The sequence below is a fragment of the Pseudomonas sp. GW822-FHT06B12 genome, from assembly GCF_058799675.1.
Genome location: NZ_JBXALR010000013.1, coordinates 157,731 through 174,063 on the forward strand (window position 1 = coordinate 157,731; position 16,333 = coordinate 174,063).

Below are 16,333 nucleotides of genomic sequence, written 5' to 3' on the forward strand. Positions count from 1 at the left end.
AGCGAGCTTGCTCGCGATGGCTTTCTATCAAACAACACACCTCCCCCTTCCTACACCGCTTCACCCTTGATCCCACCCCCCGCGCAGGCCTAATCTAGTCACCGCGCAAACGTTTCACCCCCCGCCCCCCATCGACAAGCCGCCACCTGGCTGGCCACGAGGCTTACTCATGTTTGATGTCGTATCTTCGAGCAAATGGCCCACCGGCTACCTGATCAATCCAAACGTCGAACCCCTCGATCCAAAGTGGTTGAAGGAATTCAGCAAGATCCCCGCCGCCGCTGTCAGCGACTGCCTGGGCCGCAACGTCGGTGGTCTGGGTTTGAAAGCCTTCCACGGCAATGCGCCGATGCTGGGTAGCGCGCTGACCGTTCGCGTGCGCCCCGGCGACAACCTGATGATCCTCAAAGCCATGCAGATGGCCCGCCCCGGCGACGTGCTGGTAATCGACGGCAGTGCCGACCTGACCCGCGCCGTATTCGGCGGCATCATGCGTGCCATGGCCCTCAAGGCCGGGATCGTCGGCGTGGTCATTAACGGCGCCCTGCGTGACCTCGACGAGTGGCAAACCGGTGAACTGCCGGCCTATGCCATCGGCGGCGTGCACCGAGGCCCGAGCACCGACGGTGGCGGCGAAATCAACGTACCGATCTCCTGCGCCGGCATGCTGGTCGCCCCCGGCGACCTGATGATTGGCGACGGTGACGGCGTAGTCGCTGCATCGCGCAGCGAACTGCCGGAACTGTTGGTGCGCTGCCACGACCTGCTCGCGCGGGAAAAGGCTACGCTTGCGGCTATCGAAGCCGGAACGCTGGACCCGGATCGTTTCGACGCCATCCTGCGCGCCAAGGGTTGCCCGGTTTAACCGACCGATGATCGTTCCCACGCTCCGCGTGGGAATGCAGCCAGTGACGCTCCGCGTCACAGATCACGAGCGGACGCAGAGCGTCCATTGATGCATTCCCACGCGGAGCATGGGAACGATCTAAATAGGGAGGTCCCCGCATGTTCGATTTCCACCCCCAGCTCAAGCAGCGTTTCGCTGCTCTGCGCACGGGCGCTGAATTCTTTTCGCTGCGTTATGTGCGCGAGTCGGGTCAGTACCTGTCGGTACGCAAGAACGTTGCGGAGCCGCCACACCTGAGCCGTGACGAAGGCGCGATGCTGACCGCACGAGTCAATGGCGTCGAAGCCTACGCCGCGACCAACGACCTGTCGCCATCAGGCCTGCAAGCCGCCCTCGACCGCGCCGAACAACAGGCCCGCTCGATCGCTGCCCACGCCCTGCTCGACCTGCGCCAGCAGCCGGTTTCCAGCGATCGCGCCGATTACCTGTCACCGGATCTTGCACAACCCTTCCCGTCCCTCAGCGATTGCTACCAACTGCTCGGCGCCGAATCCGCCGCCGTGCCCAAGGACGAGCGACTGGTGAACTGGCAGGTCAGCATCGGCATCACGCACGTCGAGCAGATCTACCTCAACAGCGCCGGCGCCGAACTGCGTCAGGCGCAACGCTTCGTCTACCCAGGGCTGGATGTCACCGCTTATGACGGCAACGACAGCCAGACCCGCAGCCTGGGCCGCGAGAACTTCGGCCAGCAAGGCGGCGCGGACGTGATCAGCCGTTGCGGACTGATCGGCGCCGGGCCGACCGTTGCCGATCAGGCGCTGCAATTGCTGCTGGCACCGAACACCCCGCAAGGCAAACGCGACCTGCTGCTGATGCCGGACCAGATGATGCTGCAGATCCACGAATCCATCGGCCACCCGCTGGAACTGGACCGCATCCTCGGCGACGAGCGCAACTACGCCGGCACCAGCTTCGTCAAAACCAGTGACTTCGGCAGCCTGCAATACGGCTCCAAACTGCTCAACGTGACCTTCGACCCGGACATTCCCGAGCAGCTCGCCAGCTACGGCCATGACGACGACGGCACGGCTGCGAGCAAACAATTCCTGATCCGCGAGGGTTTGCTGATCCGTCCACTGGGCGGTGCGCTGTCGCAATTCCGTGCAGGCCTCGACGGCGTCGCCAACAGCCGCGCCTGCGGCTGGAACCGGCCGCCCATCGACCGCATGGCCAACCTCAACATCGAGCCAGGCAACCAACCGCTGGAACAGTTGATCGGCGGCATCGAGCACGGCGTGCTGATGTCGACTAATCGCTCATGGTCAATTGACGACGCACGGAATAAATTCCAGTTCGGCTGCGAGTGGGGTCAGTTGATTGAAAACGGCGAACTCAAAGGCGTGGTGAAGAACCCGAATTACCGGGGCATTTCCGCGCAGTTCTGGCGCAATCTCAGTGCCGTTGGCGACGTCAGCACCTTCAAGGTGCTGGGCACGCCGAACTGCGGCAAGGGCGAACCGAACCAGGTAATCCGCGTCGGCCATGCCTCGCCGGCCTGCGTGTTCAGCAACATTGACGTGTTTGGGGGAGACGCCTGATGGCGACGGTATTGAGTCAGGTCGAGCAATTCAAAGGACTGGTGGCCTGGTTGCGCGATGCCCTGCGCGAGCCTGAGCAATTCACCTTGAGCTACGCCGCCGAATCGTCGGCGTTCGTGCGCTTCAACCACGCCAAAGTGCGTCAGGCTGGCCAGGTTCAGCAGGCCAGCCTGGGTTTCAAACTGATCGATGACGGTCGGCACGCGGACCTGAGCATCACCCTCGCCGGTGATCCCGAGGTTGACCTTCAGCGCCTGGCCGAAGGCCTGCAACAGCTGCGCGAGACTCTACCGTTGTTGCCGCAGGATCCGTATCTGCTGCTTAACCACACGGACTGGCAGAGCAAGAATGTGCAGGATCACCCATTGCCGGACACCGAGCAGGTGATCGCCGAAATCGCCCGCGCCGCCGAAGGCCTCGATCTGGTCGGTTTCTACGCCGCCGGGCCGATCAGCCGGGGTTTCGCCAGTTCGTCCGGCGCCTTTGGCTGGCATCAGGCCAACAGCTTCAACTTCGATTTCAGCCTGTTCCATGCCAACGGCCAAGCGGTGAAAGCCAGCTACGCCGGGCACGACTGGAACAGCGAAGGTTTCGCCAAACGCTTCCAGCAGGCCCGTCAACAGTTGGAGTTTTTGGGGCGGCCACTGCGCACGTTGGCGCCGGGTCAGTACCGTGCCTATCTGGCGCCGGCGGCGCTGGAAGAAATCGTCGGCATGCTCTGCTGGGGTGGTTTCTCTGCGCAGTCGATTGCCAGTAAAAGCAGCCCGCTGCAAAAACTCTACGCGGGTGATAGCGCGTTCAGCGCGCTGCTCTCGCTGGATGAAAAAGTCAGTGGTTCCCTGAGCCCGGCGTTCTCCGGCGAAGGCTACCCGCGCAGCGATCTCGGCTTGATCGTTGCGGGCAAGGCTGGTGAGCGGCTGGTGGGCTCGCGCAGCGCCGCCGAATACGGCCTGACCGCCAACGGCGCCAGCGGCGGTGAATCGCCAAGTGCCTTGAACATGGCCGCCGGTGCGTTGCCGGAAGCCGAGATCCTCAAGCAGCTCGGCACCGGCTTGTACATCAGCAACCTGTGGTATCTGAACTACTCGGACCAGCCGGCCGCACGCCTGACCGGCATGACCCGTTTCGCGACCTTCTGGGTCGAGAACGGCGAGATTCAGGCACCGGTCAGCACCATGCGCTTCGATGACAGCGCCTACAGCCTGCTCGGTTCGCAGCTGGAAGCACTGACCAGCGAGCGTGAGCTGATTTTGTCGGCCAGCACCTACAGCCAACGGGCCACGGCTTCAGCGTTGTTGCCGGGAGCGCTGGTCAGCCGCCTGACCTTGACCCTGTAAAAAGCATCGCGAGCAAGCTCGCTCCCACAGGATATTCACCGTCCATGTGGGAGCGAGCCTGCTCGCGATGAAGCCACCACGGACTACCTGACTCACTCTCACACGAGGTCCCATGCCCAACCGCCCGGCTCTTGACGCAATCACCGCCCGTTGGGTCCCCTGGGTGGTGGCAATTGCGTTTTTCATGCAGTCCCTCGATGGGACCATCCTCAACACCGCCCTCCCCGCCATGGCCCGCGACCTGGCCGAAGACCCACTGCGCATGCAGGGCGTGATCATCGCCTACATGCTCACGGTCGCCTTGCTGATTCCGGCGTCGGGCTGGATCGCCGACCGCTTCGGCACCCGGAAAATCTTCTTCGGCGCGATCCTGTTGTTCAGCCTCGGCTCCTTGCTCTGTGCGCTCTCCAGCACTTTGAGCATGCTGGTCGGCGCCCGGGTGATTCAGGGCCTGGGCGGCGCGTTGATGCTGCCGGTCGGGCGACTGGTGGTACTACGCGCGTATCCGCGTTCGGAACTGGTGCGGATCATGGGTTTCATCACCATTCCCGGCCTGCTCGGGCCGCTGATCGGCCCGACCATGGGCGGCTGGATGGTGCAATACCTGACCTGGCACTGGATCTTCCTGATCAACCTGCCGGTCGGGTTGGTCGGTTGCTACGCGGTATGGAAATTCATTCCGGACCTGCGGGGCAGTGAGCGCACGCGCTTCGATGGCTTGGGCTTCCTGCTGTTCGGCGCGGCGATGGTGCTGATCACCATTGCCATGGAAGGCCTGGGCGAGCTGCACCTGCCACATTTGCGGGTGATGTTGCTGCTGTTCGGCGGCATGGCGTGCCTGGCGGCTTATTGGCTGCGGGCCGGACACATCGACAATCCGTTGTTCGCACCGGCGCTGTTCAAGACCCGGACCTTTGCCGTGGGGATTCTCGGCAACCTGTTCGCCCGCCTGGGCAGCGGCGCCCTGCCGTTCCTGGTGCCGTTGCTGCTACAGGTCGCATTGGGCTACTCGCCGTCCCTGGCCGGGATGAGCATGTTGCCGCTGGCCGCTGCGGCGATGTTCGCCAAGTCGATTGCCCGGCCACTGATCGAACGTCTGGGCTACCGCATCGTGCTCACCGGCAACACGCTGGCGCTGGGGATCATGCTGGCGAGCATGGGCCTGGTCAGCGAGCAGACGCCTTATTGGTTGCTGCTGGTGCTACTGGCGATACTCGGCGCGATCAACTCCTTGCAGTTCACCGCGATGAACACCGTGACCCTGATCGACCTCGACGACGCCAGCGCCAGCAGCGGCAACAGCCTGCTGTCAGTGGTCGCGCAGCTGTCGCTGAGTCTCGGCGTTGCCTGCGCCGGCGCCCTGCTCGGCGGCTTCACGGCGGAGGTCGGCAATGATGGCGTGGACACGGTGTTGGGCGCGTTTCAGCTGACCTTTGTGACCGTCGGCATCATGGCAATGCTCGCCGCGACGATCTTCTCGCAGCTATCGCGGGAAGACGGACGGCGCGTCAAGCGTCCGGAAGAACACATCGAGCCTTAGGGCGAATGGCCATAGGGCTGGTACACTGCGCGACATTTTGTTTTGCAGGCCAGTCCCGTGACCACCATCGCCACCGCTTTTAATACTTTGCCGCTGTCCGCCGCCATGCTGGCTAACCTCGACTCCCTCGGTTATGCCCAGATGACGCCGATCCAGGCGCAAAGCTTGCCGGTGATCCTCAAGGGGATGGACCTGATCGCCCAGGCCAAGACCGGCAGCGGCAAAACCGCCGCCTTCGGTATCGGCCTGCTGAACCCGATCAATCCGCGCTTCTTCGGCTGCCAGGCACTGGTGATCTGCCCGACTCGTGAGCTGGCTGACCAGGTTGCCAAGGAAATCCGTCGTCTGGCCCGTGCCGAAGACAACATCAAGGTGCTGACCCTCTGCGGCGGCGTGTCGTTCGGTCCGCAGATCGGCTCGCTGGAGCACGGCGCGCACATCATCGTCGGCACTCCGGGGCGCATCCAGCAGCACCTGCGCAAGGGCTCGCTGGTGCTTCATGGCCTGAACACCCTGATCCTCGACGAAGCCGACCGCATGCTCGACATGGGTTTCTACGATTCCATCGAAGAAATCATCGCCCAGTGCCCTGAGCGTCGCCAGACCCTGCTGTTCTCCGCCACTTATCCGGTGGGCATCAAGCAGCTGGCGTCGAAGTTCATGCGTAACCCGCAGCAAGTGAAGGCCGAGGCGTTCCACGACGACACGCAGATCGAGCAGCGTTTCTACGAAATCTCGCCGGAAGAACGCATGGACGCAGTGGTCAAAGTCCTCGCGCATTTCCGTCCGCAATCCACGGTCGCGTTCTGTTTCACCAAGCAGCAAGTACAGGAAACCGTCGACCACCTGACTGCCAAAGGCATCTCGGCCGTTGGTCTGCACGGTGACCTGGAACAACGTGATCGCGACCAGGTCCTGGCGATGTTCGCCAACCGCAGTACCTCGGTACTGGTCGCCACCGACGTCGCCGCCCGTGGTCTGGACATCGATGCGCTGGACATGGTGGTCAACGTCGAACTGGCCCGCGACTCGGAAATCCACATTCACCGCGTTGGCCGTACCGGTCGTGCCGGTGAGAAAGGCATCGCCATCAGCCTGGTGGCGCCGTCCGAAGCCCATCGCGCCCAAGCCATCGAGCAACTGCAGAAGTCGCCGTTGAGCTGGGATCAACTGGACAACCTGACCTCCCAGGGCGGCTCTCCGTTGCTGCCGGCCATGAGCACCTTGTGCATCGGCGCTGGCCGTAAAGACAAGGTTCGCCCGGGCGACATCCTTGGCGCACTGACCGGCGATGCCGGTGTTCCAGGCGCCCAGGTCGGCAAGATCGCGATCTTCGACTACCAGGCCTATGTCGCCGTGGAACGCGGGATCGCCAAGCAAGCCTTGCAGCGCCTGAACGACGGCAAGATCAAAGGCCGCTCGTTGCGCGTACGGATTTTGTAAGAACACCGCATATCCCTGTGGGAGCGAGCTTGCTCGCGATAGCGGACTGACAGACAACATCAATGTTGAATGTACTGGCCCCATCGCGAGCAAGCTCGCTCCCACATTGGTCCACCGGTGAATTTAAAATTTGTGTGAGGACATCGTTTTGCGCTCTACCGAAGTCGTGATCATTGGCGCTGGCGCCGCTGGGTTGATGTGTGCGCTGACCGCCGCCGGGCGCGGGCGCAAGGTGATGTTGCTCGACCACGCGAACAAGGCCGGCAAGAAAATCCTCATGTCCGGCGGTGGCCGCTGCAATTTCACCAACATGTACACCGAACCAGGCAATTTCCTCTCGCAAAACGCGCACTTCTGCAAATCCGCGCTGGCGCGCTACACCCAGTGGGATTTCATCGGGATGGTCGCCAAGCACGGCGTGCCCTACCACGAGAAAAAGCTCGGCCAGCTGTTCTGCGATAACAAATCCAGCGACATCCTCGGCATGCTCCTCGACGAGTGCGATCAGGTCGGCGTCAACCTGCACCTGGACACTTCGATCCAGAACATCGAAAAACTCGAAAGCGGTTACCTGCTGGAAACCACGCTGGGCCAGTTGACCTGCGAATCGCTGGTGATCGCCACCGGCGGCCTGTCGATTCCAACCCTGGGCGCCACCGGTTTCGGTTATCAAGTGGCCAAGCAGTTCGGCCACCAGTTGCTGCCAACTCGCGCCGGCCTGGTGCCGTTCACCATCACTGATCAGCTGAAAGAGCTGTGCACCGAGCTGTCCGGCACTTCGGTGGATTGCCTGGTGAGCTGCAACGATCAGAGCTTTCGCGAGAACATCCTGTTCACTCACCGTGGCCTCAGCGGCCCGGCGATTTTGCAGATTTCGTCATTCTGGCAATCCGGTGACGCAGTCGAAATCAATCTGATGCCCGACCACGACGTGCCGAGCTGGCTACAACAGCAGCAAGTCGAGCGGCCGAACAGCGAACTGAAAACCCTGCTCGGCGAGATCTTCACCAAGAAGATGGCCAACCTGCTGGCCGACAGCTGGTTCGTCTCCAAGCCGATGAAGCAGTACACCCACGCCGAGTTGGCCGATATCGCCGCAAAACTCGCGAGCTGGACACTGGTCCCGGCCGGCACCGAAGGCTATCGCACTGCCGAAGTCACGCTCGGCGGCGTCGACACCCATGAAGTCTCGTCCAAGACCATGGAATCGCTGAAAAGCCCCGGCCTGTACTTCATCGGCGAAGTGCTGGATGTCACTGGTCACCTGGGCGGTTTCAACTTCCAATGGGCCTGGGCCTCGGGTTACGCAGCGGCGCAGTACGTCTGACAAACACCGAACACCTGTGGGAGCGAGCTTGCTCGCGATGAGGCCAGTACATTCAACATTAATGTTGACTGCCAGACCGCTATCGCGAGCAAGCTCGCTCCCACAATGGATCTGCTGTGTTTTTCGAATTGTATTCCGAGACCAATCACACCAAGGAAGGAACAGTTTTTGCTGTCAGATGTGATCGGCGCCATTGCGTCGTCGTCATTACTGGCTCAATTTAGCTGCATTGCCCCGGAAGGCCTCCGCACTTCATGTCATCGACCTCGTTTCGTCAGTCTCTGCGTCGCCTTTGGGCGCTGGATAAATTCAGCTACAGCGTACGGGTGTTCATCGCCCTGACCGGCACCATGGTGCTGTGTTGGTACCAGAATGAAATGGGCCTGCTGATCCCGCTGTTCCTGGGGATTATCGCCAGCGCCCTGGCCGAGACCGACGACAGTTGGCAGGGCCGGCTCAATGCATTGGCCGTGACGCTGCTGTGCTTCAGCGTTGCCGCGTTCTCGGTCGAGTTGTTGTTCCCCTACCCGTACATCTTCGTGTTCGCCCTGGCACTGGCCAGCTTCGGCCTGACCATGCTCGGCGCTTTAGGCGAACGCTATGGCGCGATTGCCTCAGCGACATTGATTCTGTCGGTGTACACCATGATTGGTGTGGACCAGCGCGGTGGCGCGGTCACCGATTTCTGGCATGAGCCGGTGTTGCTGGTGGCTGGTGCGGCCTGGTACGGCTTGCTCTCGGTACTGTGGCAGGCGCTGTTTTCCAACCAACCGGTGCAGCAGAGCCTGGCGCGGTTGTTTCGCGAACTGGGGTTTTACCTGAAGCTCAAATCGTCGCTGTTCGAGCCGATCCGCCAGATGGACGTCGAAGCCCGACGGCTGGAACTGGCGCAGCAGAATGGCCGGGTGGTCGCGGCGCTCAACGCGGCCAAGGAAATCATTCTGCACCGGGTCGGCAATGGTCGGCCGGGCTCGAAAGTCAGCCGCTACCTGAAGCTGTACTTTCTCGCCCAGGACATCCACGAACGCGCCAGTTCTTCGCACTATCCGTACAACGCCCTGGCCGAAGCCTTCTTCCACAGCGACGTGCTGTTCCGCTGCCAACGCCTGCTGCGCCAGCAAGGCAAAGCCTGCCGGGCATTGGCCGAGTCGATCCAGATGCGTCAGCCGTTCGTCTACGACGACAGCTTCGCCGAAGCCCTCAGCGACCTGCACGCCTCCCTCGAACACCTGCGCATCCAGAGCAACCCGGCCTGGCGCGGCTTGTTGCGCTCGTTGCGCGCGCTGGCGGCCAACCTCGGCACGCTTGACCGCTTGCTCAGCGATGCGAGCAACCCCGACAGCCTGGCCGATGCCACCGACAGCAGCCTGCTCGACCGTTCACCGCGCAACCTCAAGGACGTCTGGACGCGCCTGCGTACGCAGCTGACGCCGACCTCGTTGCTGTTTCGCCACGCCCTGCGTCTGCCCCTGGCCCTGACCATCGGCTACGGCATGGTGCACCTGATCCACCCGTCGCAAGGCTACTGGATCATTCTCACCACGCTGTTTGTCTGCCAACCGAACTACGGCGCCACGCGGCGCAAACTCGGTCAGCGGATCCTTGGCACCGCGATTGGTTTGACCCTGGCCTGGGCGTTGTTCGATCTGTTCCCCAACCCGCTGGTGCAATCGTGTTTCGCGATTGCCGCCGGGGTCGTGTTCTTTATCAACCGCACCACCCGCTACACCCTGGCGACAGCGGCGATCACCTTGATGATTTTGTTCTGCTTCAACCAGGTCGGCGACGGCTACGGGCTGTTCCTGCCAAGGCTGCTCGATACCTTGCTCGGCGGCCTGATTGCGGGGCTGGCGGTACTCCTGTTCCTGCCGGACTGGCAGGGCCGCAGGCTGAACAAAGTGCTGGCCAACACCCTGACCTGCAACAGCATTTACCTGCGGCAAATCATGCAGCAATACGCTGCCGGTAAACGTGATGACCTGGCCTATCGGCTGGCCCGACGTAATGCGCACAACGCCGATGCGGCGCTGTCGACCACGCTGGCCAACATGCTCATGGAGCCGGGGCATTTCCGTAAAGAAGCCGACGTCGGTTTCCGTTTCCTGGTGCTGTCCCACACCTTGCTCAGCTACCTCTCGGGCCTCGGCGCACACCGCGAAATCCAGCTACCCGCTGACGTTCGTGAACAACTGATCGACGGCGCCGGCGTCAGTCTGGCAACCAGCATCGACGAAATCGCCCAAGGGTTGGCGAGCAAACTGTCGATTGCGATTCAGAGTGACGAAGAAGAAACCCTGGCCGCCGCGCTGGAACAAATGCCCGACGAGATCGACGAAGGTCAGCGTCTGGTGCAGACCCAACTGGCGTTGATCTGCCGGCAATTGGGACCGTTGCGCACGCTGGCGGCGCATTTGATCAAGGATACGAGCGAGGATTGAGATCTGTGGTGACAGTGCGGGCCCCATCGCGAGCAAGCTCGCTCCCACAGGGGTTCGGCGGCGTACAGAGGTTCTGTGCCCGACACAGATCCAGTGTGGGAGCGAGCTTGCTCGCGATGAGGTCATCCGCCACACCACACAACCCCGACTCTCACATCCCATGCTGCCTGAGCAATCGCTCATAGCTGCCATCTTCCTTCATCGCCGCAATCTCGCGATCGAAGCCGGCGACAATCTTTTCATGATCGGGGTTCTTCAGGCTGACCAGAATATGCAGGCTGTTTTCGCTCAAAGGATTGGGCAGGAACTCCACGGAATTGCGCACCTTGGATGATTCGCGCGCCAGGTAATAGCGGGCAACGTATTCGTCTTCCAGCGTCAGCTTCACCCGGTCAGCGGCGAGCATGCGTACCGCCATGGGGAAGTTGTGCACCTGGACTTTCTGCAAGGCCACGTCGCCGTCAAACTCGGGCGAATAGGCGTAGCCACGCACCACGGCAATCGGATAGGTGTGCAATTGCTGCAAGTTGTTGTATTCGATCGGCGTGTCTTTACGCTTGATGAAACGTATCCGGTTGAGCAGGTATTCGCTGGAAAACTGCCCGATGTGGGTTCGCTCTTCGTTGAACCAGGCATTGACCAGCACGTCGTAACGTCCTTCACCCACACCCAATAAGGCTCTGGCCCAAGGCACCTGTTCGAAATCACTGGCATAGCCCGCCCGCGCCAGCGCGGTGGTGACAATATCAGTCGCCACCCCGCCATTGACCAGCGTGGCATCGGTAAACGGTGGCCAGGCATCGGCCACCAGACGCAGTTTCTCCGCTGTGGCGCTCTGGGTCAGCAACAGCAACCCAATCAAGGCAAAGGCTAGATGCAATCGCGGCATGCTAAAAAATCCTTAGCGGGCGGGCAGCCCAGCGTGTTTTTAGCCAAAACTCGAAGGCCGGTGTACCGAATCACGGCCACAACCCCGGTCCTAACAGTAGCTCATTGAAGCCACAACAAACCGCTACAACGCAGATTACACAAAGAAGACAGAGTCGCGAGAAATGAATGATGGCATTTTGGCCTTTATCACAGATTTTTCTGCCGCAAGACATCCAGCGGCAGGACGCTTAGTATCGGAGCGAGGTTGTTCAAGGAATGTGAAGATGACAATTGAGTGGGTCTGCAAACACCACAGCGATCTGGGTAAAGAACAGCTGTACGCCATTTTGCAATTGCGTGCAGAGGTGTTCGTTGTCGAGCAGAAATGTGTTTATCAGGATATCGATGGTCAGGATCTGGACGGCGACACTTGCCATTTGATGGCCTGGGACGGGGAGCGGTTGGTGGCTTACCTGAGATTGCTCGACCCGATTTCACAGGGCGGTGACGTGGTGATCGGGCGGGTGATTACCGCACCGGAAGCCCGCAGCAAGGGGCTGGGCCACGAGTTGCTGAGTCAGGCTTTGATACAGGCCGAAAAATACTGGCCTGAAGTGCCGATCTATCTGTCGGCCCAAGCGCATTTGCAGGGGTATTACGGGCGGTATGGGTTTGTCGTGGTGGGCGAGGAATATCTGGAGGACGATATTCCGCATATCGGGATGCGCCGTTCTTGAGGGCCCTATCGCGAGCAGGCTCGCTCCCACAGGGGATCTTCGTCGTGCCACAGATCAGTGTGGGAGCGAGCCTGCTCGCGATGGCGTCAGTCGCGACACCGCAAAGTCTCAGGGGTATTCCAGCACCGCTTTGATCTGCTGCAAATGCTGCTCGATCCAGCGCGGATCAATCGCGCCCCAACTCAAAATCCGATAGCGCCCCGCATGGTTGCGCGCGCCCTCTTCCTGCTCGAATTCACACACAATATCCAGATCCGCCAACGCCGCAATCGTGTCCTGGGCGGTACGCCGCGGCATACCGGTCACTTCGGTCAGCGCCGGAACACTACTGGCCAGCCCGCTGTCGATCAGGTACGCCACGTACAGGCGGCGGTAGAAGCTGCTCTTGGTTTTGCTGACGTCCATTCACCTGCTCCATGTTTAAAAGATCCGCTATTGCATATCCCGCCAGGTGAGGTACACCCGCAAGTCGAACTCCAGCTGGTGATAGCCCGGCAGCATATGCTCGCACAGCTTGTAGAAAGCCTTGTTGTGATCGGATTCTTTGAAATGCGCCAGCTCATGCACCACGATCATTTTCAGAAACTGCGGCGCGGCGTCCTTGAATAACGAGGCGATGCGAATTTCTTTCTTGGCCTTGAGTTTGCCGCCCTGCACGCGCGAGATCGCCGTGTGCAGGCCGAGGGCACGGTGGGTCAGGTCGAGGCGGTTGTCGAACAGCACTTTGTCGATGGCCGGCGCATTGCGCAGGTATTCCTGTTTCAACTCCAGCGCGTAGCTATACAGCGCCTTGTCACTCTGCACCGCGTGTTTATCCGGGTAACGTTGGCTCAGGTAATCACCCAGCCGATCCTGATCGATCAACTGGCGCACTTGCTCTTGCAAGGCAGCGGGGTAAGCCTGGAGGTACTTGAGCGTGGTCATGGGCCAACAACAGAGTGACGAAAGGCCGCCAGTGTAGCGAATTCAGGCAGTCAGCGCGCTCCAGTCAAACGGCTGCGCAAAGCTATCGGCATCCTGGGCCATCAACGGCCTGGCCACCAGGAAACCTTGCACATACTGGCAACCGTTGGCCTCAAGCCATTGATACTGCGCAACGGTTTCCACGCCCTCGGCGATCACCAGCATCCCGAATTGCTTGCACAGCTCGATGACGCTGCGAGCCAGCGCCGCATCCCGTGGGGAATCGAGTATCCGGGCAATCAGGTGGCGGTCGAGCTTGAGCGTGTCCAGTTCCAGATCGCGTAAATGGGCCAGCGAGCACGGCCCCGAGCCAAAGTCATCAAGTGCTACCCGCACGCCGAGGTGATGCAACAGGCGCAGCTGTTTACGCGACTCATCAACATTTTGGATCAAGGCGTCTTCGGTGATTTCAACTTCCAGCTGATACGGCTGCAAGTCGTGGCGCTCCAACACCTGACGCAACTCGGTGACCAGGTTTGTCATACCGAACTGGGTGCTGCTCAAACTCACACCGAGCACCAGATCCTCGGCAAACAGGTTTTCCCAGGCCTTTCGCTGCCTGGCACTGTGATGGTAAATCCAGCTGCCGAGACGACTGATCAGCCGCGCTTCTTCCAGCAACGGTAAAAACAACCCCGGCGGGACATCACCGGCACTCGGATGCTGCCAGCGCAGCAAGGCTTCAAACCCGCGTATGCGACCGTCGGCAATCGCCACCTGGGGCTGATACACCAGGTTGAAATCCTTGTTTTCGACGGCCGTGCGCACGCTTTCTTCGAGCATCAGCCGCGAACGCGCGCGACCATTCATTTCATGGTCGTAGAAGCGATACTGCTGACGTCCGGCGCGCTTGGCTTCGTACATGGCGATATCGGACGCGCGTAACAAACCGTCGAGGCTGGAGCCACAATCGGGATAAGTAGCGATACCGATGCTCGCCCCCAGCGCCACATCCAGCCCTTCAATTTCCTGACACATCGATATGCGCTCGATGAGCTTTTCGGCAATCTTCGCCGCTTGCTCGGGAAACTCCAGGTCGAGCAACGCCGTGAACTCATCACCGCCCATGCGCGCCAGAATGTCGAACGGCCGCAAACAGGCCTTCAACTGCTCGGACACCCAACGCAGCACCCGATCGCCAGCATCGTGGCCCAGCGAATCGTTGACCCGCTTGAAGCCATCGAGGTCCAGGTACAACAAGACCCAGGCGCTGTCGGAACGCTCACCGCGCAACAGCAGGTTTTCCACGGTCTGGTAGAAGCCACGACGGTTGAGCAGCCCGGTCAGCGGGTCCGTGACAGCCTGGAACTCCAACTGCTGATGCAGATGGCGCACCACCGACATGTCGAGAACGGTCACCACCATGGCCTTCTGTTCAGACGGAAGCGGCGCACAGGACAGCGCCACCGGTACTTGCTGGCCGGGCGCGGTGCGCAGGAGTGCATCGTGCACGCGCCAGGTTTCACCGCGGCGATAACCGGCATAAATGTCAGAATCTGCCCACACCGGCACATGTGGTTTTTGCAGGAAGTCGACGAACTCCGCGCCTTGCAATTCGGTGACCGTCGCATTGAGCAGGCGCGACATGGCCGGGTTGGCGAAGCGGATCAGACCGTCCTCGCCCACCACCAGAATCCCTTCGGCGGCGTTATCCAGCACCGAGGCATTGAAGGCCCGCGCGGCTTCCAGATCCTGACTTAGCCGCTGCAAGGCCCGGCGATTGCGCTGATGTTCAAGCAGGGCCTGGACTTTCGGTTTGAGGATTTGCGGGTCAAACGGTTTGAACAGGTAATCCACCGCACCACTGGCATAGCCCTTGATCACGGCATCCGGGGACTGTTCGTTGGCGGTAAGGAAAATGATCGGGGTCAGACGAGTACGCTGGCTACCGCGCATCAAACGCGCCACTTCAAAACCGTCCATCCCTGGCATCTGCACATCCAGCAACACCAGGTCGATTTCATGTTCGAGTAACAGGCTCAAGGCTTCAAAGCCGGAAGCCGCGGTCATCACTTGCCAGTCCTGGCGCTGTAACAACGCACGCATACTGATCAGATTTTCAGGGTAATCATCCACGATTAAAAGAACTGAGCTGCCTTCACCTGGCTTGGGTTGCGCGCATTCCATGCTGCTTCTCTTGTAGTGACGTCAGGCCGGTACCGTCGAAAAAAACCGGACAAATACTGCGACTTCACTCTAGACCCGGATCTGCAAAAGCAATAGGTGTCGTCGCGCCATCACTCAGCCAAAGTCTCGACTCCCGACTAACGGTCAGCTCCAAAGGCACTGAAGACCGGCAAAGGTGGCAATTCGACAGAGGGTTGACGCCAGTTATCCGCCAGACGGGCATTAACATGCCTCTCTTCTACGCTTATAAAGATCGCCCTCTAACGCGCGGGCTAGAGCTTCTGGCACGTGCGTGCAGCTAGAATTCGTGGAAGCTTTGATTATGATCGATCTCGCAACCTGGAACCTCAGTGTTCCTGTCGGCAGCCCACCGTACACCGTTGACACCGGCAAACTGGTGAACGGTTTCAAGGATCAATACTTCCACTCCGACACCGGCACACTTTTCTTCTGGTCCCCGGTGACCGGCTCCCGCACCGAAAACGCAATTTACCCTCGCACCGAACTGCGCGAAACCTACAGCAACGGCACCCTGCGCAACTGGCTCTACCCCGATGCCGATAACTTGCTGCACGCGACCCTCGCGGTGAACCAGGTGCCCAGTTCGGGCAAAATCGTCATCGGCCAGATCCACGCCTACAACAGCCAAAAACCGTTGGTGAAAGTCGAGTATCAGTACAAGACCAGCACCTCGACCGGCAACATCGTCGCCAAGGTGCGCATGCACCCGGACGACGATGCTGGCCGGGTGATCACCATCGCCACGGGGGTGAAACTGGATCAGGAATTCTCCTACCTCATCCACCTCAGCCCTGGCGGCGCCTTGGGCATCAGCGCCGCCGGCTACTCATGGGATACCCAGATCAGCGCCACCTGGCGTGACAAACCGCTGTATTTCAAGGCCGGGGTGTATGTGCAGGACAACACCGGGTACACCAGCGAAGGTGGGAAAGTGACGTTCAGCAAGCTGGATATTGATCACGATAAGTAGAAAGATCGCACCCGCCCTGAAAAGATCGCAGCCTTCGGCAGCTCCTTGTATGTTGCACCGGAATCAAACGAGAGGATTTAATCTCGTCGGTGCACACATGCAAATGCGTTTC

13 protein-coding genes are annotated in these 16,333 nt (G+C 60.5%); 9 read left to right on the forward strand and 4 right to left on the reverse strand.

The genetic code is table 11. The features are described from left to right. The first annotated feature begins 169 nt into the window (after nt 1-169). The 7 genes from AC1RKH_RS24435 to yccS all read left to right on the forward strand — a co-directional run bounded on the left by AC1RKH_RS24435 (nt 170) and on the right by yccS (nt 10,533). On the forward strand, nt 170-865 hold the full coding sequence (locus AC1RKH_RS24435) for an RraA family protein (protein WP_019694022.1): 696 nt from the start codon (nt 170-172) through the stop codon (nt 863-865). Between the two features lie 140 nt (nt 866-1,005). Further along, entirely contained in the window at nt 1,006-2,448 is a 1,443-nt protein-coding gene (locus AC1RKH_RS24440) for a TldD/PmbA family protein (RefSeq protein WP_493063884.1), read from the forward strand. Beyond that, a complete protein-coding gene (locus tag AC1RKH_RS24445; RefSeq protein ID WP_493063883.1) occupies nt 2,448-3,785 on the forward strand; it encodes a TldD/PmbA family protein in 1,338 nt (445 codons plus the stop codon). Before AC1RKH_RS24440 ends, AC1RKH_RS24445 begins: the two co-directional genes overlap by 1 nt. Before the next feature lie 112 nt (nt 3,786-3,897). Further along, entirely contained in the window at nt 3,898-5,325 is a 1,428-nt protein-coding gene (gene mdtD, locus AC1RKH_RS24450; protein WP_493063882.1) for a multidrug transporter subunit MdtD, read from the forward strand. Between the two features lie 105 nt (nt 5,326-5,430). Then, nucleotides 5,431-6,768, forward strand: a complete 1,338-nt coding sequence (dbpA, locus tag AC1RKH_RS24455) for an ATP-dependent RNA helicase DbpA (RefSeq protein ID WP_259740280.1) — start codon at nt 5,431-5,433, stop codon at nt 6,766-6,768. Between the two features lie 148 nt (nt 6,769-6,916). Then, nucleotides 6,917-8,095: a BaiN/RdsA family NAD(P)/FAD-dependent oxidoreductase gene (locus AC1RKH_RS24460; protein ID WP_493063881.1), complete on the forward strand. Its 1,179-nt coding sequence runs from the start codon at nt 6,917-6,919 to the stop codon at nt 8,093-8,095. 254 nt (nt 8,096-8,349) lie between these two features. Next, nucleotides 8,350-10,533 carry a YccS family putative transporter gene (yccS, locus tag AC1RKH_RS24465; RefSeq protein WP_493063880.1) on the forward strand — a complete coding sequence of 728 codons (2,184 nt, stop codon included), beginning with the start codon at nt 8,350-8,352 and terminating at the stop codon, nt 10,531-10,533. A 151-nt stretch (nt 10,534-10,684) separates the two neighbouring features. Here the strand turns inward: yccS and AC1RKH_RS24470 are convergent, their stop codons facing one another. Next, on the reverse strand, nt 10,685-11,422 hold the full coding sequence (locus AC1RKH_RS24470; protein ID WP_493063879.1) for a substrate-binding periplasmic protein: 738 nt from the start codon (nt 11,420-11,422) through the stop codon (nt 10,685-10,687). Nucleotides 11,423-11,687: 265 nt separating this feature from the next. On the opposite strand from AC1RKH_RS24470, the gene AC1RKH_RS24475 reads away from it, so the two are divergent. After that, nucleotides 11,688-12,140 (forward strand): GNAT family N-acetyltransferase, encoded by a 453-nt coding sequence (locus AC1RKH_RS24475; RefSeq protein ID WP_493063878.1) that lies wholly within the window; start codon nt 11,688-11,690, stop codon nt 12,138-12,140. A 108-nt stretch (nt 12,141-12,248) separates the two neighbouring features. On the opposite strand, the gene AC1RKH_RS24480 is transcribed toward AC1RKH_RS24475, so the two are convergent. From AC1RKH_RS24480 to AC1RKH_RS24490, 3 genes are read right to left on the reverse strand one after another with little or no spacing between them, the layout of a single operon-like run. Further along, the gene (locus AC1RKH_RS24480) at nt 12,249-12,545 is read right to left on the reverse strand and encodes a winged helix-turn-helix domain-containing protein (RefSeq protein WP_493063877.1); all 297 of its coding nucleotides are present in this window, start codon (nt 12,543-12,545) and stop codon (nt 12,249-12,251) included. Nucleotides 12,546-12,572: 27 nt separating this feature from the next. After that, nucleotides 12,573-13,064: a M48 metallopeptidase family protein gene (locus AC1RKH_RS24485; protein ID WP_493063876.1), complete on the reverse strand. Its 492-nt coding sequence runs from the start codon at nt 13,062-13,064 to the stop codon at nt 12,573-12,575. A gap of 42 nt (nt 13,065-13,106) precedes the next feature. After that, a complete protein-coding gene (locus AC1RKH_RS24490) occupies nt 13,107-15,230 on the reverse strand; it encodes a putative bifunctional diguanylate cyclase/phosphodiesterase (RefSeq protein ID WP_493063875.1) in 2,124 nt (707 codons plus the stop codon). Between the two features lie 322 nt (nt 15,231-15,552). Between AC1RKH_RS24490 and AC1RKH_RS24495 the strand changes: the two genes are divergently transcribed. Then, nucleotides 15,553-16,221: a polysaccharide lyase family 7 protein gene (locus AC1RKH_RS24495; RefSeq protein ID WP_493063874.1), complete on the forward strand. Its 669-nt coding sequence runs from the start codon at nt 15,553-15,555 to the stop codon at nt 16,219-16,221. The last annotated feature ends 112 nt before the right edge of the window (nt 16,222-16,333 follow it).